Annotated in this window: 18 protein-coding genes; 6 read left to right on the top strand and 12 right to left on the bottom strand. The window is 75.1% G+C overall.

Annotation, left to right across the window (positions count from 1 at the left end; genetic code table 11):
* Nucleotides 1-129: 129 nt before the first annotated feature.
* Nucleotides 130-1,443, top strand: coding sequence for a UDP-glucose dehydrogenase family protein (locus tag AWH51_RS14315; RefSeq protein WP_063072729.1), 1,314 nt, complete (start codon nucleotides 130-132; stop codon nucleotides 1,441-1,443).
* A 15-nt stretch (nucleotides 1,444-1,458) separates the two neighbouring features.
* Here AWH51_RS14315 and AWH51_RS14310 read toward each other — a convergent pair whose 3' ends face one another.
* From AWH51_RS14310 to AWH51_RS14280, 7 genes are all read right to left on the bottom strand, one after another.
* Complete coding sequence (locus tag AWH51_RS14310; RefSeq protein ID WP_131798149.1) at nucleotides 1,459-1,785, bottom strand: hypothetical protein; 327 nt, start codon at nucleotides 1,783-1,785, stop codon at nucleotides 1,459-1,461.
* 94 nt (nucleotides 1,786-1,879) lie between these two features.
* Nucleotides 1,880-2,326 (bottom strand): hypothetical protein, encoded by a 447-nt coding sequence (locus AWH51_RS14305; protein WP_063072727.1) that lies wholly within the window; start codon nucleotides 2,324-2,326, stop codon nucleotides 1,880-1,882.
* 26 nt (nucleotides 2,327-2,352) lie between these two features.
* Entirely contained in the window at nucleotides 2,353-3,630 is a 1,278-nt protein-coding gene (locus AWH51_RS14300; RefSeq protein ID WP_063072726.1) for a DNA polymerase IV, read from the bottom strand.
* A 93-nt stretch (nucleotides 3,631-3,723) separates the two neighbouring features.
* Nucleotides 3,724-4,722: an oxygenase MpaB family protein gene (locus AWH51_RS14295; RefSeq protein WP_063072725.1), complete on the bottom strand. Its 999-nt coding sequence runs from the start codon at nucleotides 4,720-4,722 to the stop codon at nucleotides 3,724-3,726.
* A gap of 123 nt (nucleotides 4,723-4,845) precedes the next feature.
* Nucleotides 4,846-5,379 carry a DUF1697 domain-containing protein gene (locus AWH51_RS14290; RefSeq protein WP_063072724.1) on the bottom strand — a complete coding sequence of 178 codons (534 nt, stop codon included), beginning with the start codon at nucleotides 5,377-5,379 and terminating at the stop codon, nucleotides 4,846-4,848.
* A 103-nt stretch (nucleotides 5,380-5,482) separates the two neighbouring features.
* Nucleotides 5,483-6,277, bottom strand: coding sequence for an FAD-binding oxidoreductase (locus tag AWH51_RS14285; RefSeq protein ID WP_063072723.1), 795 nt, complete (start codon nucleotides 6,275-6,277; stop codon nucleotides 5,483-5,485).
* Nucleotides 6,244-6,858, bottom strand: coding sequence for a sulfite oxidase-like oxidoreductase (locus AWH51_RS14280; RefSeq protein WP_063072722.1), 615 nt, complete (start codon nucleotides 6,856-6,858; stop codon nucleotides 6,244-6,246). Before AWH51_RS14280 ends, AWH51_RS14285 begins: the two co-directional genes overlap by 34 nt.
* A 112-nt stretch (nucleotides 6,859-6,970) precedes the next feature.
* Here AWH51_RS14280 and AWH51_RS14275 point away from each other — a divergent pair, with 112 nt between their 5' ends.
* Nucleotides 6,971-7,477, top strand: coding sequence for a metallophosphoesterase family protein (locus AWH51_RS14275; protein WP_063072721.1), 507 nt, complete (start codon nucleotides 6,971-6,973; stop codon nucleotides 7,475-7,477).
* Nucleotides 7,478-7,528: 51 nt separating this feature from the next.
* On the opposite strand, the gene AWH51_RS14270 is transcribed toward AWH51_RS14275, so the two are convergent.
* Complete coding sequence (locus AWH51_RS14270) at nucleotides 7,529-8,746, bottom strand: M20/M25/M40 family metallo-hydrolase (protein ID WP_254654596.1); 1,218 nt, start codon at nucleotides 8,744-8,746, stop codon at nucleotides 7,529-7,531.
* The gene (locus tag AWH51_RS14265; protein WP_063072720.1) at nucleotides 8,743-9,111 is read right to left on the bottom strand and encodes a hypothetical protein; all 369 of its coding nucleotides are present in this window, start codon (nucleotides 9,109-9,111) and stop codon (nucleotides 8,743-8,745) included. The genes AWH51_RS14270 and AWH51_RS14265 overlap by 4 nt, the downstream gene beginning before the upstream one ends.
* A 167-nt stretch (nucleotides 9,112-9,278) precedes the next feature.
* On the opposite strand from AWH51_RS14265, the gene AWH51_RS14260 reads away from it, so the two are divergent.
* Entirely contained in the window at nucleotides 9,279-10,208 is a 930-nt protein-coding gene (locus AWH51_RS14260) for an oxidoreductase (RefSeq protein WP_063072719.1), read from the top strand.
* Here the strand turns inward: AWH51_RS14260 and AWH51_RS14255 are convergent.
* Nucleotides 10,196-11,527 carry an MFS transporter gene (locus AWH51_RS14255; RefSeq protein WP_063072718.1) on the bottom strand — a complete coding sequence of 444 codons (1,332 nt, stop codon included), beginning with the start codon at nucleotides 11,525-11,527 and terminating at the stop codon, nucleotides 10,196-10,198. The genes AWH51_RS14260 and AWH51_RS14255 overlap by 13 nt on opposite strands.
* A gap of 152 nt (nucleotides 11,528-11,679) precedes the next feature.
* Between AWH51_RS14255 and AWH51_RS14250 the strand changes: the two genes are divergently transcribed.
* The 3 genes from AWH51_RS14250 to AWH51_RS14240 all read left to right on the top strand — a co-directional run bounded on the left by AWH51_RS14250 (nucleotide 11,680) and on the right by AWH51_RS14240 (nucleotide 15,922).
* Nucleotides 11,680-13,368, top strand: a complete 1,689-nt coding sequence (locus AWH51_RS14250) for a long-chain-fatty-acid--CoA ligase (RefSeq protein WP_063072717.1) — start codon at nucleotides 11,680-11,682, stop codon at nucleotides 13,366-13,368.
* Nucleotides 13,369-13,465: 97 nt separating this feature from the next.
* A complete protein-coding gene (locus tag AWH51_RS14245) occupies nucleotides 13,466-14,464 on the top strand; it encodes an SDR family oxidoreductase (protein ID WP_063072716.1) in 999 nt (332 codons plus the stop codon).
* Between the two features lie 9 nt (nucleotides 14,465-14,473).
* A complete protein-coding gene (locus tag AWH51_RS14240; RefSeq protein WP_063072715.1) occupies nucleotides 14,474-15,922 on the top strand; it encodes a phytoene desaturase family protein in 1,449 nt (482 codons plus the stop codon).
* Nucleotides 15,923-15,938: 16 nt separating this feature from the next.
* Here AWH51_RS14240 and AWH51_RS14235 read toward each other — a convergent pair whose 3' ends face one another.
* Both AWH51_RS14235 and AWH51_RS14230 read right to left on the bottom strand, forming a co-directional pair.
* Entirely contained in the window at nucleotides 15,939-16,481 is a 543-nt protein-coding gene (locus AWH51_RS14235; RefSeq protein ID WP_063072714.1) for a hypothetical protein, read from the bottom strand.
* Nucleotides 16,456-17,040, bottom strand: a complete 585-nt coding sequence (locus AWH51_RS14230; RefSeq protein ID WP_063072713.1) for a hypothetical protein — start codon at nucleotides 17,038-17,040, stop codon at nucleotides 16,456-16,458. Before AWH51_RS14230 ends, AWH51_RS14235 begins: the two co-directional genes overlap by 26 nt.
* Nucleotides 17,041-17,112: the final 72 nt, after the last annotated feature.

Here is a 17,112-nt window from a genome sequence, read left to right as displayed (position 1 = left end):
TGCTCCCGGGCCCTCCCCCTGCGCGGTCCCGCGCCCGTGCTAGGTTCGAAACAGGCCGGGCTGGGGGGCACGCCGACGTCGTTCCCGCGCGTCGGCAGCGGCGACATCCCTCGACGGAACGGACTCCCCTTGCGCATCTCAGTGATCGGCTGCGGCTACCTCGGAACCGTGCACGCGGCCTGCATGAGCCGGCTCGGGCACGACGTGGTGGCCATCGACGTGGACGCCGCCAAGATCGCCTCGCTCCAGCAGGGCGTCGCCCCCTTCTTCGAGCCGGGCCTCCCCGAGCTCCTCAGCGAGCAGCTGGCGACCGGGCGCCTGCGGTTCAGCACCGACGCGGCGGAGACCGCCGGGGCCCGCGTGCACTTCATCGCCGTGGGCACGCCCCAGAAGCGCGGCGAGAACGCGGCCGACCTCACGTACGTCGACGCGGCCGTCGAGGCGCTGATCCCGCACCTGGCCGACGGCGACGTCATCGCCGGCAAGTCGACCGTCCCCGTCGGCACGGCCCGCCGGCTCGCCGAGCGCGTGCACGCCCGCGTGCCCGGCGCCACGCTCATGTGGAACCCCGAGTTCCTGCGCGAGGGCTTCGCGGTGGAGGACACCCTCACGCCGGACCGCTTCGTCTACGGGCTCCCCGCGGGCGAGGAGGGCGAGGCCGCCCGCGCCGTGCTCGACGAGGTCTACGCCACCGCGATCGGCGCCGGCACGGCCCGGGTCACCACCGACTACGAGACCGCCGAGCTCGTCAAGGTCTCCGCCAACGCGTTCCTCGCCACCAAGATCTCGTTCATCAACGCCATGGCGGAGGTGTGCGAGGCGACGGGCGCCGACGTGACGCAGCTCGCGGACGCCATCGGGTACGACGACCGCATCGGGCGCCGCTTCCTCAACGCCGGCGTCGGCTTCGGCGGCGGCTGCCTGCCCAAGGACATCCGGGCCTTCATGGCCCGGGCCGGCGAGCTCGGGGCGGACCAGGCGCTGACGTTCCTCCGCGAGGTCGACTCCATCAACATGCGCCGCCGCGTCCGCGCGGTCGACGTGGCGCGCGAGGTGTGCGGGGGATCGCTGCTCGGCCGCAACGTCGCCGTCCTCGGCCTCGCGTTCAAGCCGGAGTCCGACGACGTGCGCGACTCCCCCGCGCTCAGCATCTCCGCGCAGCTGCAGCTGCAGGGTGCGCGCGTGCTGGCGACGGATCCGTACGCGAACGAGAACTCGCGCCGCCGTTTCCCGGAGCTCACCTACGTGGACACGTGGCAGGAGGCCGCACGCGACGCCGACGTGGTCATGCTGCTCACCGAGTGGAAGCAGTACCGCGCCATCGACCCCGCGGAGCTCAAGGCCATCGTGGCCACGCCCGTGATCGTCGACGGCCGCAACTGCCTGGATCCCGTCGCATGGCGCGCGGCCGGCTGGCGCTACCGCGGCATGGGCCGGCCCTAGTCCTCGCGGGTCGGATCACCCCTGGGCCAACGCCCCGACGATGATCGCGAACACGCTCACCAGGGCGGCGAGGACAGCGCCGTTCAGCAGGATCCCGGCGATCGCGCGGTCGTGCCCGTCGGGCTCGCTGCACAGGGCCATGATCCCCACGACGAGTCCCGCGAGCGGGCACACGACGGTGAACCCGGCGACGAGCGAGACGAGTCCGATGATCAGCGAGGACGTCGCCAGCCCCTTCTGCTGAGGGACGAGCCCGCCCACGTCCACCGGAGCCGGCTGAGGCCAGCGTGGATCGGACCGGCGGGCGGCAGGCGGATCGGGATCGGGGCGGCGGACGTCCACGGCTCTCCTCGCGTCGGGTGGGTGACGCGGGAGAGTAGCCGATGTCGCGCTCCGGGGAGCGCGTCATCCACGCTTCCGTGGAGCGCGCGCCCGATCAGCGCGGAGTGGTCGCCGCGAAGCCCATGAGCGCGCCGCCCGCGACGATGATCGAGATCCCGATGGCCACGGGGATGAGCAGCAGCAGGCCGTTGAGGATGAGGCCGGTGATGGCGAACCCGCGGCCGGCCGGCTCCTTGCGGATGCCGATGACGCCGAAGACCAGGCCGATGAGCGGGCACAGGAACGTCCAGAAGAAGAAGACCGAGACGAGGCCGAGGATCATCGAGGTGAGGCTCATGCCCTTGGGGGGCGCGGCCGCGTAGACGGGCTGGCCCCAGGCCACCGCCGCCGGGGCGGGCGGCACCGGTGCGGGCGCGAGGCCGTACGGCGGGGCGGCCGGGGCGGACGCGCTCGGGTGCGGCTGCACGGACGGCGCCGCCGGTGCGGCAGGCGCGGGAGCTGCGGGCTGGTCGTCGGATGCGGGCGCGGCGGGATCGGTCACGGTGGTCCTCGTCAGTAGGGCGGATGTCACCGGAGGTTATCGCGTCCCGAGGGCGCGGAGCGCGGATCCGATGCCGTGGTACCGTCCGCGCCGGGCCGCCGCAGGAGCGACGCCGGCCCGATGGCGCCCCGGCCGAAGCGCGCCGCTGCCTGGTCGACCGTGCGCTCGGCCTCGCGCCAGCCCTCGTCGGCGTCCCACAGCGCGACGGCCCGGTTGTCGGCGTCGTCGAGCTGCTCGGCCCGCACGCCCACGAGCCGGATCCGGTCGCCCGGGCGTGCGACCTGCTCGTAGACCTCGCGGATCTCGTCGTAGATGCGCCGCGCGACGTCCGTCGGCTCGGACAGCGTGCGCGAGCGCGTGATGGTGCGGAAGTCGGAGTAGCGGAGCTTGAGCGACACGGTGCGCGTGGTGAGCCCGGCACGCCGCAGCCGCTCCGCGACGCGCGTGGCCTGGCCGAGGAGCTCGCGGCGCACGATCGCCGGATCCGCCACGTCGTCGGAGAACGTGTTCTCGTGCCCCATGCTCTTCTCCTCGCGGTGCGTGCTGACGCGTCGCGGGTCGCGTCCCCAGGAGAGGTCGTGCAGCCGGGCGCCCGCGGACTCGCCGAGCATCGACTGCAGCGCGGGCAGGGGCGTGTCGGCGATGTCGGCCACCGTGCGGAGGCCACGGCGGAGGAGCGCCTCCTCGGTGGTCTTCCCCACGCCCCACAGCGCGCCGACCGGCAGCGCGTGGAGGAACGGGAGCGTCTCGGCGGCCGGGATGACGAGGAGGCCGTCCGGCTTGCAGCGGGTGCTCGCGAGCTTGGCGACGAACTTGGTGGACGCGGCGCCGACCGAGCAGGTGAGGCCGGTCTCCGCGTGGACGCGGCGGCGGATCATCGCGCCGATCTCCGCGGGCGAGCCGAACAGGTTCCGCGCCCCGGCCACGTCGAGGAACGCCTCGTCGATGGACAGCGGCTCCACGAGCGGCGTGACGTCGCGGAAGATCCCCATGACGACCTTCGACCAGTGCGCGTACTTCTCCATGTGCCCGCCGATGACCGTGGCCTGCGGGCAGAGACGGAGGGCCTGCGCCATGGGCATGGCCGACCGGACCCCGAACCGGCGCGCCTCGTACGTGGCGCTCGTGACGACGCCGCGCCCCGCCGAGCCGCCCACGATGACGGGCGTGCCGCGGAGCTCCGGCCGCTCGAGCAGCTCGACGGCGGCGAAGAACGCGTCCATGTCGATGTGGAGGATGGTCGCCTCGGAGTCGTCCGCGCTCGCGTCGGACGTGCGCCTCGTCGATCCGTCCTGCCTGCTCATGTCGTCCTCACGCTAGCCCGGGCCGCCGACATCGGTCGACGTCGGCGGAGCCGCGGCGCGGCGCGGGCGGAGGGTCGCGGCGCGCGGCGCGGATCAGGCGGCGGGCTGGGCGCGGTGCCCGGCGTCGTCGTCGCACTCCGCCTCCGCGGCGACGTCGACGCCGCCGCCGTCCCGCCGCCCGTCCCGCTCGTCCTCGAGCCGCGCGATGCGCTTGAGCGCCGCCTCGTGGCTCGTCGACTGCGCCCCCATGACGCGGCCGGCCACGCCCAGCATCACCCGCGTCGACGCCAGCGCCGGCAGCGGGAACGGGCCGAAGGAGGCACGGTCGAGGCCGAGCAGCTCGCGGTACCGCGGCTCGAGCGAGGCGACGGCTCCCGCGAAGAGCACCCGGTAGGCGGGGAGCATCGACGGGCGCAGCGGCGGCTCACGGAGGAACGAGATCGTCTCGCGCGTGCGCTCGTCCGCGCGGAGCATGCCCTGGTCGTGGAAGGCGTCGATCTGCGCGTGCAGCTCGGCGTGCGAGCGCGGCGGCGCCTCGACGCCCATCAGCTCGCCCGCCTTGGCCCACTCGTCCACGTACCGGTCGGGGCCGCCCGGGATCGGCGGGCCCCACTGCATGTGCGTGCTGAGGAAGGCGTCGGTGAAGACGATGTGCACCCAGGACAGGAGGTCGGGGTCGTTCGCGCTGTAGGGGCGCTCGACGCCGTGTCCGTCCACGAAGGTGCCCCGGACCTTGCGGTGGTACCCGCGGACGCGCCGGCTGACGTCGACGGCCGTGTCGCGGTCGCCGAACGAGGTGGTGACCACCCAGCGAACGGTGCCGGCGAGTCGGCCGAGCGGATCCTCGCGGTACCGCGACCAGTCGTGCACGCCCGCCATGGCGCCCGGATGCAGGGTCTGCATGAGGAGCGCGCGGATCCCGGCGACGAGCGACGGCATGCCGCCGTGCACGGACCAGACGGCGGATCCCGGGCCGAACCAGCCCGCGTCGTCGCCCTTCTCCAGGTCCTGGATCCACTGGGGTCGCCCCTCGGAGTCGGCGGAGAAGGTCTCCAGGATGTGGGACTTCCAGCGGTCCGCGTATCTGCTCACGTCATCGAACCTATCCCGCGTTTCCCAGCCTGGGGAGGTCCCCGCGGCACGGATCCCGAACGGGGGCGTGACGGCTCCCTGGACGCGTCCCCCGTGCGGGGGCCATGTCGGCTGTGCGGCGGATCAGCCGTCGAGGAGGGCGACGAGGGCCGCGACCGTGCGGGCGTTCCGCGCCGTGACGGAGGCTCCGAGGCCGCGCCAGAAGGAGGCGGGGATGCGCGAGCGCGAGACGCCGTCCGGGTGCCAGGAGTACACCGCGCGCTCGGCGACGCGCACCAGGTCGGGCGCGATGCCCTCCGCGGACGGGGGCGCGGGCGCCGGACGCAGCGGCCGGTCGAGGAAGGAGACGAGGAGCAGGGACGGGTCGTCCGCGACGCCGGCGAAGGGGATCGCCGAGGCGATGGCACGGAAGTCGACCGCGCCGACCACGTGCACGTCGGCGGTCACGCCCGTGGCGAGGCGCACCGCGTCCTCGATGGCGACCGCGGCGCCCCGCCCGGCCGGGCGCACGTGGTCGACGACGGCGTTCCCGCTGCGGAGGTGCGTCCGCACGCCGGTGTAGCCGAGGCCCTCGAGCGCCTGCGTGAGCGCGGACATGGGCACCTGCTTCGCCCGCCCGACGTTGATCCCGCGCAGCAGCACGACCGACCGCTCCATCCGGCACCCGCTCCCCCGGCGCCCTCGCCGTCCGCACCAGTGTGGCCCGGGATCGGCGCGGACGGAACGGCGGGACGCCACGCGGACGGGCGTCCGCGCGGGCTCAGTCGCCGGACGGGCCGAACTGCTCCACCCGGATCGCCTCCCGCGGGACGCCCGCGTCGAGGAGGAGGCGCGTCGCCCCGCCGGCGAAGGCGGTGGATCCGCAGATGAACGCCACGCGCGCTCCCGCCGCGAGATCGGCGACCTCCTCCGGCCGGAGCCGGCCGAAGCCCCGTTCCCCGTGCCGCTCGCGCGTCGTCGCGACGAGCGCGCCGGCCGCCTCGAGCTCCCCGCGGCACGGCACGTCGTGAGCGGTCCGCGCCGAGACGGCGGCGCGCACGAGCCCGGGGACGCCGAGGTGCCGCGCGTGGCGGATCATCGACACGATCGGCACCGCGCCCGTCCCGCCGCCGAGCGCGACCACGGGCGTCGCGCCGTCCCAGACGAAGAAGCCGCCGATGGGGAGGCGCATCTCGATCTCGTCGCCGACCCGCGCGATCTCGGCGAAGAAGCCGCTGACCTCGCCGTCCTCGTAGCGCTCCAGGAGCAGCTCGATCCCCCGCTCGTGCGGCGCCGACAGGATCGAGTACGAGCGCTGCGCGACGTAGCCGTCCTCCGCGCGCAGGCGCACGACGCAGTGCTGGCCGGGGAGGTGCGGGATCCGGTCGGGCACGTCGAACCGCAGCAGCACGGTCCCGGGCGTCGGGTGCTCGAGCGCCGTGATGGTCGCGGTGCGCCACTCGCCGCCGACGGAGGCGGGGACGGCGGGCAGGACGGGCTCGGCGGGCACGTGGTCGGCCGGGGACGCGCCCGCGAGCGCGCTCAGCGGTCGCCCTGGTAGCGCTGCTCGTGCCACGGGTCGCCGCGGTCGTGGTAGCCGTTGCGCTCCCAGAACCCCTGCTGGTCGCGGTCGAGCAGCGTGAGGCGCGCGATCCACTTGGCGCTCTTCCAGAAGTAGAGGTGCGGCACGAGGAGCCGCGCGGGTCCGCCGTGGTCGGCGGTGAGCGGGCGGCCGTCGGCCTCGAACGCGATCCAGGCGCGGCCGCCGCGGAGGTCCTCCAGCGGGAGGTTCGTCGTGTAGCCGGAGTGCGAGGTCGCGAGGACGAAGCGGGCCTCCGGCAGCGGGCCGGCGGCGTCGAGCAGGGTGTCGACGCTGACGCCGGCGAAGCGCGTGTCGAGCCGGGTCCAGGTGGTGACGCAGTGGATGTCGCCCGCGTACTCGGAGCGGGGCAGCGCGTGCGCCTGGTCCCAGTCCCACGTCGTCGGCCGTTCGACGAGGCCGTCGACGGCGATCGACCAGCGCGACTCCGGCAGGTTCGGCACGGCCTCCGCCGTGAGGACGGGCCAGCCGCCCCCGGTGTCGTATTGGCCGGGCGGGAGGCGGTCGGCCGGGCCCTTCCTGGGGCGGCCGACGAAGCCGCGGGTGATGCCGGTCATGCGCGCCTCCTGGAGGGCGGTCGGGGACGGGTCCCGTCCATCATGCCGCGCCCGTCCGCCCGGCGGCCGCCCGGTGACGCTCCCGACGACGCCCGGCGCGTAGCGTGGTCGCGTGACCGCATCGCTCGTCCTCCTCAGCGACACCCACCTCCCGAAGCGCGCGAAGGACCTCCCGGCGGCGCTGTGGCGGGCGGTCGAGGCCGCCGACCTCGTGATCCACGCCGGCGACTGGGTCGACGAGCCCGCGCTCGACGCGCTCGAGGCGCGCTCGCGGCGGCTGGTCGCGTGCTGGGGCAACAACGACCCCGCGGGGCTGCGGGCGCGTCTGCCCGAGACGGCGCGCGTGGTCGTGGAGGGGATCCGCATCGCCGTCACGCACGAGACGGGCGCGTCCACCGGACGCGAGCGGCGGATGGACGCGGCCTTCCCCGAGACCGACGTGCTCGTGTTCGGCCACAGCCACATCCCGTGGGACACCGTGACGCCCGCCGGCCTCCGGCTGCTGAACCCCGGCTCCCCCACCGACCGGCGGCGCCAGCCCGACTTCACCTGGATGACCGCGACGGCCGACGCCGGGCGGCTCGACGTGGAGCTCGTCCGGTCGGCGACGCGGGACTGACGCGCTGCCGCTGCCGCCGCCGCTGCCGGATCGGACCTGGCGGGCGCGACCTCAGGCCGTCGGGTCCGCAGCGTCCGCTCGACCGCAGAAGTCGAGGATCGCGCCCTCGAGCACGTCCGCGAGCACGCGGACCGAGGCGACCTCGGCCCACTCCTCGGCCGCGTGCGCGCCGCCGCCGGTGACGCCGAGCAGGATGCACGGGATGCCGGCCTCCTGCACGAGTCCGGCGTCGGTCCAGAACGGCTCGCCGCGGTGCGCGACGGGTGCGCCGGTGACGCGCGCGCCGCGGTCGAGGACGGCGCGGGCCAGCGGCCCGTCGACGTCGGCCTCGAAGGCCGCGCGGGCGACGAGCGGCACCAGCTCGGCGTCCATATCGGGCGTGCGGGCGAGGACGGCGTCGAGGATCCGCCGCAGCTCCGCCTCCACGCCCGCCGGGCTCTCGCCGGGCAGGTAGCGCCGCTCGACGGTGAGCGTGCAGGCCTCGGCGACGGTCGCGGCGTCCGTGCCGCCGTGGATGCGCGATACGCGCACCGCGCCCGTGCCGAGCAGCGGGTGCCGCGGGCCCGCCGCGAGCCGCGCGCCGAGGGCGTCCAGCTCGCGGAGCACGAGGCCTGCGTGCGCGATGGCGTCGACGCCCTGCTCGGGCATGGAGCCGTGCGCGGCGCGTCCGCGCAGGCGGATCTCGTACCAGCCGAAGCCGCGGTGGGCGACGATCGCCTCGGACTGGCTGGGCTCCGAGATCACGGCGCCGTCGACGACCGTGCCGTCGGCGGCCAGGGTGCGGAGCGCCTCCTCGGTGCCGATGCTGCCGAACTCCTCGTCGGCGACCAGGGCGAGCACGATGCCGCCGCGCGTGCCGATCCGCCGGGCGCGGTCGGCGGCGACCATCATCGCCGCGAGCCCGGCCTTCATGTCGAACGCGCCGCGGCCGAGCAGGCGGCCGTCCTCGACGCGCGGCAGGAGGCCGCCGCGCTCGGGGTCGCCGGGCGGCACGGTGTCGAGGTGCCCGTCGAGCAGGATGGTGCGCCCGCCGCCCGTGCCCGCCGCGGTCGCGAGGACGGTGGGGCGGCCGGGTACGTCCTCGAGGATCCGGACGGCGAAGCCGCGGGCGCGGAGCCAGGCGGCGACGTGCGCGGCGACCGCGGCCTCCCCCGCGGCGCCCGGGACGAGGTCGGGGTTCGTGGAGTCGATGCGGATGAGGTCGGCGGCGAGGTCGACGGGGTCGACGGCGGACGGGTCCGCCGGGCCGGGGATGGCCGCCTCGCTCACGGGCGCGGCGGCAGGTCGTCGGCGGGCAGCACGGGCGCGCCCGCTCCGGCGTCGGCCGCGTCGGCGTCGTCCGCGAGACGCAGCGCGCTCTGCGGCACCACGACCCGGCGGCCGGGACTCTCGTCCTCGTCGGCGCCGAGCTCCACGAGCCAGGCGCGGCCGCGGGCGGTCGGCACCGGGCTGACGCTGCGGAGCCCGTCGGACGCGGATGCGACCACGAGGCCCACGGGCTCGCCCGCGAGCGTCGCGTCGCCGGTCGCGGCGGCGCCGTCGACGATGACGACCACGGCGCCCACGCCGATCGCGTGCGTGCCCTCACCGCCGCGCTCGTCCTCGGAACCGTCCCGGCCGCGTCTCATCCACATGCGCCCATCGTCCCATCGGACGCTCCCCGCCGCCGCCCGGCACGCGGCCCGCCGCGGTCACGGGGAGCCCGTCCGGCGCATCCGGCGCGCCCGGCCCCGCCCGCCGCACGGACGACGCCCGGCCGCGGCGGCTAGCGTGGGGATCCCACCCGCAATGAGGAGTCCGCGTGCCCCGTCCCACCGACATCATCATCAGCCCGCTCGACGGGAAGCGCGCCGTCGTCACCGGCGGCAACAGCGGCCTCGGCCTCGAGACGGCACGCCGCCTCGCCGCGGCCGGCGCCTCCGTCGTCCTCACGTCGCGCGACCCGGAGCGCGGCGAGGACGCGGCGGGCGCGATCCGCGACCGCCACCCCGGCGTCCACGTGGAGGTCGGCTCCCTCGACCTCGCCGACCTCGCCTCCGTGCGCGCCTTCGCGGCACGCGAGATCGAGGCCGGGCCGATCGACATCCTGGTCGACAACGCGGGCGTCATGGCCCCGCCCGACCGCCGCGAGACCCGCGACGGCTTCGAGCTCCAGCTCGGCACGAACCACCTCGGCCACTTCGCCCTGACGGGCCTCCTGCTGCCCGCGCTCCAGTCGGCCGACGCCCCGCGCGTCGTCGTCGTGTCGAGCCTCGCGCACTGGATGGGGCGCATCGCGTTCGGCGACCTCCAGTCGGAGGAGCGCTACAGCCCGTGGGCCGCGTACGGCCAGGCGAAGCTCGCCAACCTGCTGTTCATGCGCCGCCTGCAGGCGCTGTCCGACGAGCGCGGCTGGGGGCTCACCGCCGCGGCCGCGCACCCCGGCGTCACGTCGACCAACCTCGCGAAGAACGGCCCCGGGTCCGGCCCGCAGGGCGTGATGAGCGACCTCGCCGCGAAGTTCGGCCCGGCCGCCCTGGGCCAGGACGTGCGCGTGGGCGCCCTGCCGCAGATCCAGGCGGCGACGGGCCTCGGCGTGCACCCGGGCGACTACTACGGACCCGCGGGCGCCGGGGGCATGAGCGGCATGCCGCACCTCGCCGCGTCGAGCCCGTGGTCGAAGGACGCCGAGCTCGCCCGCCGGCTGTGGGACGCGTCCGAGCAGCTGACGGGCGTGGTCTACCCGGCCTGATCCGCGGAGCGGCCCGCCCGACGGCCGATCGACCGGGCGGCCACGCGGCGCACGACGAGCGGCTGCACGAGGGCGAGCGCGACTCCCCCGAGGCCAAGCGCGACCCAGGTGCCGGCCACGCCGATGCGCGCCAGCAGCTGGGTGCCGAGGAGCGGTCCGACCATCGCGGCGATGCCCCAGCTCACGCCGTACGCCGAGAGGTAGCGGGCCCGGGAGGCGACCGGCGCCAGGGCGACGACCAGCGCGGGCGCGCGTCCGAGCAGGAGCAGGTCGCCGACGCTCCACACGACGGCGGCGGCCGCCAGCCCGAGCGGACCGCCGGCGGAGCCGGTCACGGCGAAGCCGGTGCCCAGCAGCGCGAAGCCGAGCGCCATGGCGGGCCCCGGACGGAGACGCGACAGGGGCCCGCTCCGGAGCAGCGGCTGTCCGAGCACCACGACGAGCGCGGAGAGCGCGAACAGCAGGCCGGCCCGCGACGGCTCCGTCCCCCGCGCCGCGAGGGTCAGGGGCAGGAGCACGTCGAGCTGGAGGTAGAGGACCGCGAAGCCGGTGCCCGAGGCGAGCATGCCGAGGAGGACCGGATCGCGCCATGGCGACCGCGCGGCGCTGTCGTCGGCCATCGCGCCGCCGTGGGCCACCCCGCTGCGCGTGCGAGAGTCCGCAGCCCGATCCGCCGATGCCCTGGGTCCCGCGGCCGGGGCCGTCAGGCCGAGGCGCACCAGGGCAGCGCAGGCGAGGCAGCTCGCCGCGTCCGCCACGAAGAGGAGACGGAGGTCGACGCCGCCGACGGCCGTGGCGAGGACGCCCGCGAGGACGCCCGCCGCGGCGAGGCACGCCGCCAGCATCCCGTACGCCGCGACCCGGTCCCCGTCCCCCTCGACGAGGTCCGCGACGAGGGCCTGGCTGGCCGGCTCGTAGAGCTCGAAGGACAGCCCGAGGAGCACCGCCGCCACGGCCGCCGTCCGCAGGTCGGGCGCTGCGGCCAGCGCCAGCTGGCAGACCGCCGTCAGCACGAGGCCCGTCACGATGGCGGTCCGCCGCCCCACGGCGTCCGCCAGCCGGCCGCCCAGCAGCCGGGACGGGATCGTCGCCGCGCCGAAGAGCGCCACCACGGCGCCCGCCGCGGCGACGGAGGCGCCCATCTGCCCGGTCAGCACGACCGCGAGGAACGGCAGGGTGGCCGCGCCGAGCCGGTTCACGCTCCGGGCCGCGATGAGGACGCGCACGGGCCGCGGCAGCGCGCTCCATGCGGCGAGGTGACCCGCGCCCACCGTCCGCAGGGCGCGGGCGATGCCGCTCCGCGCATCGCGTCCCGTCATCCCGCTCCCCGTCTCGCGGCTCCACGTCGGCGGCCGGTGCCACGGTAGGGGCATCCGCCGTCGTCGCCGCGGCCCGTCCCCCACCCTGGCGCGCCTGGCCGATCCGCGGTCGCGCCCGGGTCCCACCCGGCCGCATTCCCTATGGTGGGGACATGAGCCTCGACGCCGACCGCCCCTGGGTACGCAGCTACGCGGACGGGGTGTCGGCGGACATCCCGCACGTCGTCGGATCGCTCGTCGACATGGTCGAGCGCAGCATCCAGCGGCACGCCAAGGCCGTCGCGCTGGAGTTCTTCGGGCGCGAGACGACCTATCGGGAGCTCGGCGACTTGATCAGCCGCGCCGCGGAGGGACTGCGCAAGCTCGGCGTGAAGAAGGGCGACCGCGTCGCGCTCGTGCTGCCCAACTGCCCGCAGCACGTGATCGCGTTCTACGCGGTGCTGCGGCTCGGCGCCATCGTCGTCGAGCACAACCCGCTCTACACGCCGCGCGAGCTCCGCCACCAGTTCGAGGACCACGGCGCTCGCGTCGCGATCGCCTGGAACACCGTCGTGGGCACGATCCAGGACATGCCGAGCGACGTGCCCGTCGACACGATCGTCTCCGTCGACCTGCCGGCCGCCATGCCGCTCGCCATGCGCCTCAAGCTCCGCCTGCCGGTACCCGCGGCCCGACGCGCCCGGGCCGCGATCACCGCGCCCGTCACGGACACCGTCACGTGGGAGCAGCTCGTCGACCACCGCCGCATCGCCGCCTCCCGCCCGCGGCCGGCGCTCGACGACGTGGCGATCCTCCAGTACACGAGCGGCACCACGGCGAGCCCCAAGGGCGCGATCCTCACCCACCGCAACCTGCACGCCAACGCGATGCAGGGCCGCGCCTGGGTGCCGGGCCTCGCCGACGGCGGCGAGACCGTCTACGGCGTGCTGCCCATGTTCCACGCCTACGGCCTCACGCTCTGCCTCACCTTCGCCATGGCGATCGGCGCCCGGCTGGTGCTCTTCCCGAAGTTCGACGTGGACCTCGTGCTCGCCGCCGCGCGGAAGCACCCGCCGACGTTCCTGCCCGCCGTGCCGCCCATCTACGAGCGCCTCGCGCGGGGCGCGAAGGAGAAGGGCGTCGACCTCACGGGCGTGCGGTTCGCGATCTCCGGGGCCATGAACCTGCCCGTCGCCACCGTCGAGCTGTGGGAGGGCCTCACGGGCGGCTACCTCGTCGAGGGATACGGGCTCACCGAGACGTCGCCCGTCGCGCTCGGCAACCCCATCGGCCCGTCCCGGCGGCCCGGCACCGTGGGCGTCCCGTTCCCGAGCACCGAGGTGCGCGTCGTGGATCCCGAGGACCCGACGGCCGACCGCTCCCCCGGCGAGGAGGGCGAGCTGCTCATCCGCGGCCCGCAGGTGTTCCAGGGCTACTGGCGCCGCCCGGACGAGTCGCGCGCCGCGCTCCTCGAGGGCGGCTGGTTCCGCACGGGCGACATCGTGCGCGTCGACGCCGACGGCTTCACGACCATCGTCGACCGGATGAAGGAGCTCATCATCACGGGCGGCTTCAACGTCTCCCCCAGCGAGGTCGAGGACGTCGTGCGCGGCGCGCCGGGCGTGCAGGGCGTCGCCGTGGTCGGTCTCCCGTCGCCGGACGGCGGCGAGGACGTCACGGCCGCGGTCGTGCTGGATCCCGGCGCGACCCTCGACGAGGCCGCGATCCGCGCCTACTGCCGCGCGCACCTCACCGCGTACAAGGTCCCCCGCCGCGTCATCCAGGTGGACGCGCTGCCGACCTCCCTCATCGGGAAGGTGCTCCGCCGCCAGGTGCGCGAGGAGCTGCAGCGCGAAGGCTGACCGCCGCCTGGCAGGTCCCGGCCGCGACGCCTCCGCGGGGCACCGCGGTCCTACGGTGGACAAGCACGTTTCGTGCACCAACCATCGAAGGAGCGCAATGACCAGAGGCATCGCCGTCGTCACCGGAGGATCCGCGGGACTGGGACGGGCCACCGTCCGGGAGCTCGCGGACCGCGGCTGGGACGTCGCCGTCCTCGCGCGCGGCGAGGACGGGCTCGCGGGCGCCGTCGCCGACATCGAGGCGCGCGGACGCCGCGGCCTCGGGATCTCCACCGACGTCGCCGACCGCCTGGCCGTCGAGGCCGCCGCCGACCGCGTGGAGGACGAGCTCGGCCCCATCGACCTCTGGGTCAACGACGCCATGGTCGGCGTCTTCGGCGAGTTCCTCACGACGGATCCCGCCGACTTCGAGCGGGCCACGGCGGTCAACTACTTCGGCTTCGTCAACGGCACGCGAGCCGCGCTCTCCCGCATGGTGCCGCGCGACCGCGGCCACGTGATCCAGGTCGGCTCCGCGCTCGCGCACCGCGGGATCCCGCTGCAGGCCGCGTACTGCGCCGCGAAGCACGCCGTGCAGGGCTTCACCGAGTCGGTGACGACCGAGCTGATCCACAACGAGAGCGCCGTGAAGATCTCCACGGTCGACATGCCCGCCCTCAACACGATCCAGTTCAACTGGGTCAAGTCGCAGCTGCCGCACCACCCGCAACCGGTGCCGCCCATCTTCGAGCCCGAGGTGGGCGCGCAGGCCATCGCCGCGGTCGCCGAGAAGCCGAAGCGCCGCAACTGGGTCGGCGAGCCCACCGTGATGACCGTGCTCGGCAACCGCTTCGTGGCGAACTGGCTCGACGGCTACCTCGCGAAGACGGGCTACTCCGGCCAGCAGGCCGAGGACAAGACGCAGCCCATGCTCACGACGAACCTCTACACGCCGACGGCTGGCGATCACGGAGCGCGTGGCATCTTCAGCGACCGGGCGCGCATGACGAGCCCGCAGGTCTGGATCATCCGCAACCGCGCCACGACCGTCGCGATCGGCGCGGGCGCCCTCCTCTCCGGCGTCGTCGCCGGGGTCGCCGCGCTCCGGCGCCGATAGCCTCGACGCATGGGTGACATCGACGCGATCGTGGTCGGATCCGGACCGAACGGCCTGGCCGCCGCCGTGACGATGGCCCGGGCCGGGCTCTCCGTGCAGGTGCACGAAAGGGCGGACACCGTCGGCGGCGGCAGCCGCACCGCGGAGCTCACTCTCCCCGGCTTCCACCACGACATCTGCTCGGCCGTGCACCCGATGGCGCTCGCCTCCGGGTTCTTCCGCGCCTTCCAGCTCGACCGGCGGATCGACCTCGTCGTGCCGGAGATCTCCTACGCGCATCCGCTCGACGGCGGTCGCTCGGGCATCGCCTACCGCGACATCGACCGCACCGCCGACGCGCTCGGCGTGGACGGCCGGGCGTGGCGGCAGCTGATGGGGCCGCTCGCCGCATCCGCCGACCGCGTCGCCCAGTTCACGAACGGCCCGCTGCTCCAGGTGCCGCGCCACCCGCCGACCGCGATCCGGCTCGGCCTCCGGGCGCTCGAGCAGGGCTCCCCCGTCTGGAATGCGCGGTTCCGCGGCGACGTCGCGCCGGCCATGTTCACCGGCGTGGCCGCACATGCGATCCAGACCATGCCGAGCGTGTCGACCGCCGCCGCCGCGCTCTCCCTCGGCGCGTACGCCCACGCCCGCGGCTGGCCGGTGCCGGTCGGCGGCAGCCAGTCCATCGTCGACGCCATGATCGCCGACCTGCGTGCCCACGGCGGCGAGGTGATCACGGGATCCGAGGTCCGCCGGCTCCGCGAGCTGCCCGCCGCCCGCGCGGTGCTGTTCGACACCAGCGCGCGCGCCCTCGCGCGCATCGCGAGCGATCGCCTGCCCGCCGGCTACCTCCGCGCCCTCCGCCGCTTCCGCTACGGCAACGCGGCCTCCAAGGTCGACTTCGCGCTCTCCGGTCCCGTGCCGTGGACGGATCCCGAGCTCCGCCGCGCGGGCACGCTCCACGTCGGCGGCACGCGCGCGGAGATCCAGGCCGCCGAGCGCGACGTGGCCGCGGGGCGGCACAGCGACGATCCGTACGTGCTCGTGGCGCAGCCCTCCATCGACGATCCCGGCCGCGCGCCCGCGGGGAAGCACGTGCTGTGGGCGTACACGCACGTGCCCGCGGGATCGACGGTCGACCAGACCGAGGCGATCACGCGCCAGATCGAGCGCTTCGCCCCCGGATTCCGCGACCTCATCCTCGCCTCCTCCAGCATCGACGCGGTCGGCATGGAGGAGCACGACCCCAACTACATCGGCGGCGACATCGCGGCCGGCGCCGCGAGCGTCTGGCAGCTGCTGGCGCGTCCGGTGCTGTCGCCGGACCCGTGGCGCACGCCGGCCGCGGGCGTCTACCTCGCGTCGAGCTCGGCGACGCCCGGGCCCGGCGTGCACGGCATGGCCGGGTACCAGGCGGCGCGGAGCGCGCTGCGGCACGAGTTCGGGATCACGCGGGGGCCGGACCTCTCGTCGTGATCCGCCGGCTCCCGGCCTAGCCGCGCCAGCGCCCCACGTGCTCCCACGCGCCGAACATCGGGACGATCTCGTACATCTCGTCGACCGGCACCTCCCGGTACTCCCGCACCTCGACGTCGTCGCGCACGCAGTCGGTGCGGGTCCAGCGCCCGTACCCGTCCTCTCGGTACTGGAACTTCTCGATGAGCACGGCGTCCCTCCGTCGCAGGTATCCCTCGACGGCCGGGTAGTGGTGCTCCACCACCTGGCTCTGGAACAGCTGGTCGCCAGTGCGCGTGAGGCTGAAGCTGTAGCGGATCCGGTGCCATTCATCGAGGTAGCGCGCCTTGATGCACGCGGCGTAGGGCATCACCTCCAGCAGGAAGTCCGGCGGCGTCGTCACGTCGCGGCCGTCGTGCCAGGCGGCCACGGTGAACCAGTTGGCGGGCCCGGGGACCCGCGCCGCGTACCGCAGCCAGGCCTCCTCCTCGGTCATCACGTCGATGGGCCGGCCCCTGCCGTGGTGCCACCGCGCGCAGTACACGTAGATCACGTCACCGCTCCCCCGGCTCGGGCTCATGGACCCTTCCTCGCGCGTCGCGCACGATGACGTCCTGCTCCCGCGCGTGCTCGAGGAACGCGGGCGGGAGGCGCCGACGTTGCACGGGGAGCTCCAGCACAAGGTCGCCGTCGAGCTCGCCCACGCGGTCGCCCGCCTGACCGGGGTGGTAGAGGGCCACCAGATCGTCGATCAACGCCCGTGCCTTCTCCGCGGAGAGCCGAGAGATCTGCACGCGCGGCTTCGAGATGATCTCCTGATCCGACATGTAGGTGTTCACGACGAGCGTCGCCTGCAGGGCCCGCTGCCACGGACGGCGGAAGCCGGCGGGGAGCGGCGGCACCAGGGACGGGGCCGGAGACGGCGCCATCACGCCGTCCTCGAGGAGCACCGAGTTGAGGATGCGGCCCTCGACGGTCCGGATGACGACGCGCTTCTCGGTCGCCTCATCGAGGAGGGGCTGGGGGACGACCTCCGCCTGGGCCGCGATCTCGAGGACGGGCCTGCCGCCGATCGGCGCCGCCTCCCGCGCGACCCCGAAGCCGGAGTGGTAGTCCTGCGCAGGGGGTGGGAAGTCCATGGTGATGAGCGCTCCTCAGGAGTCCAGGCGACGGGCGAGACGACGGGTACCCAAGGTGGCTGAGATGCCGAG

The organism is Clavibacter tessellarius (genome assembly GCF_001618005.1).
In the GTDB taxonomy this organism is placed as follows: domain Bacteria; phylum Actinomycetota; class Actinomycetes; order Actinomycetales; family Microbacteriaceae; genus Clavibacter; species Clavibacter tessellarius_A.
The sequence above is the reverse complement of the archived record's forward strand: the minus strand, read 5'-3'. Positions and strand labels throughout refer to the sequence as shown.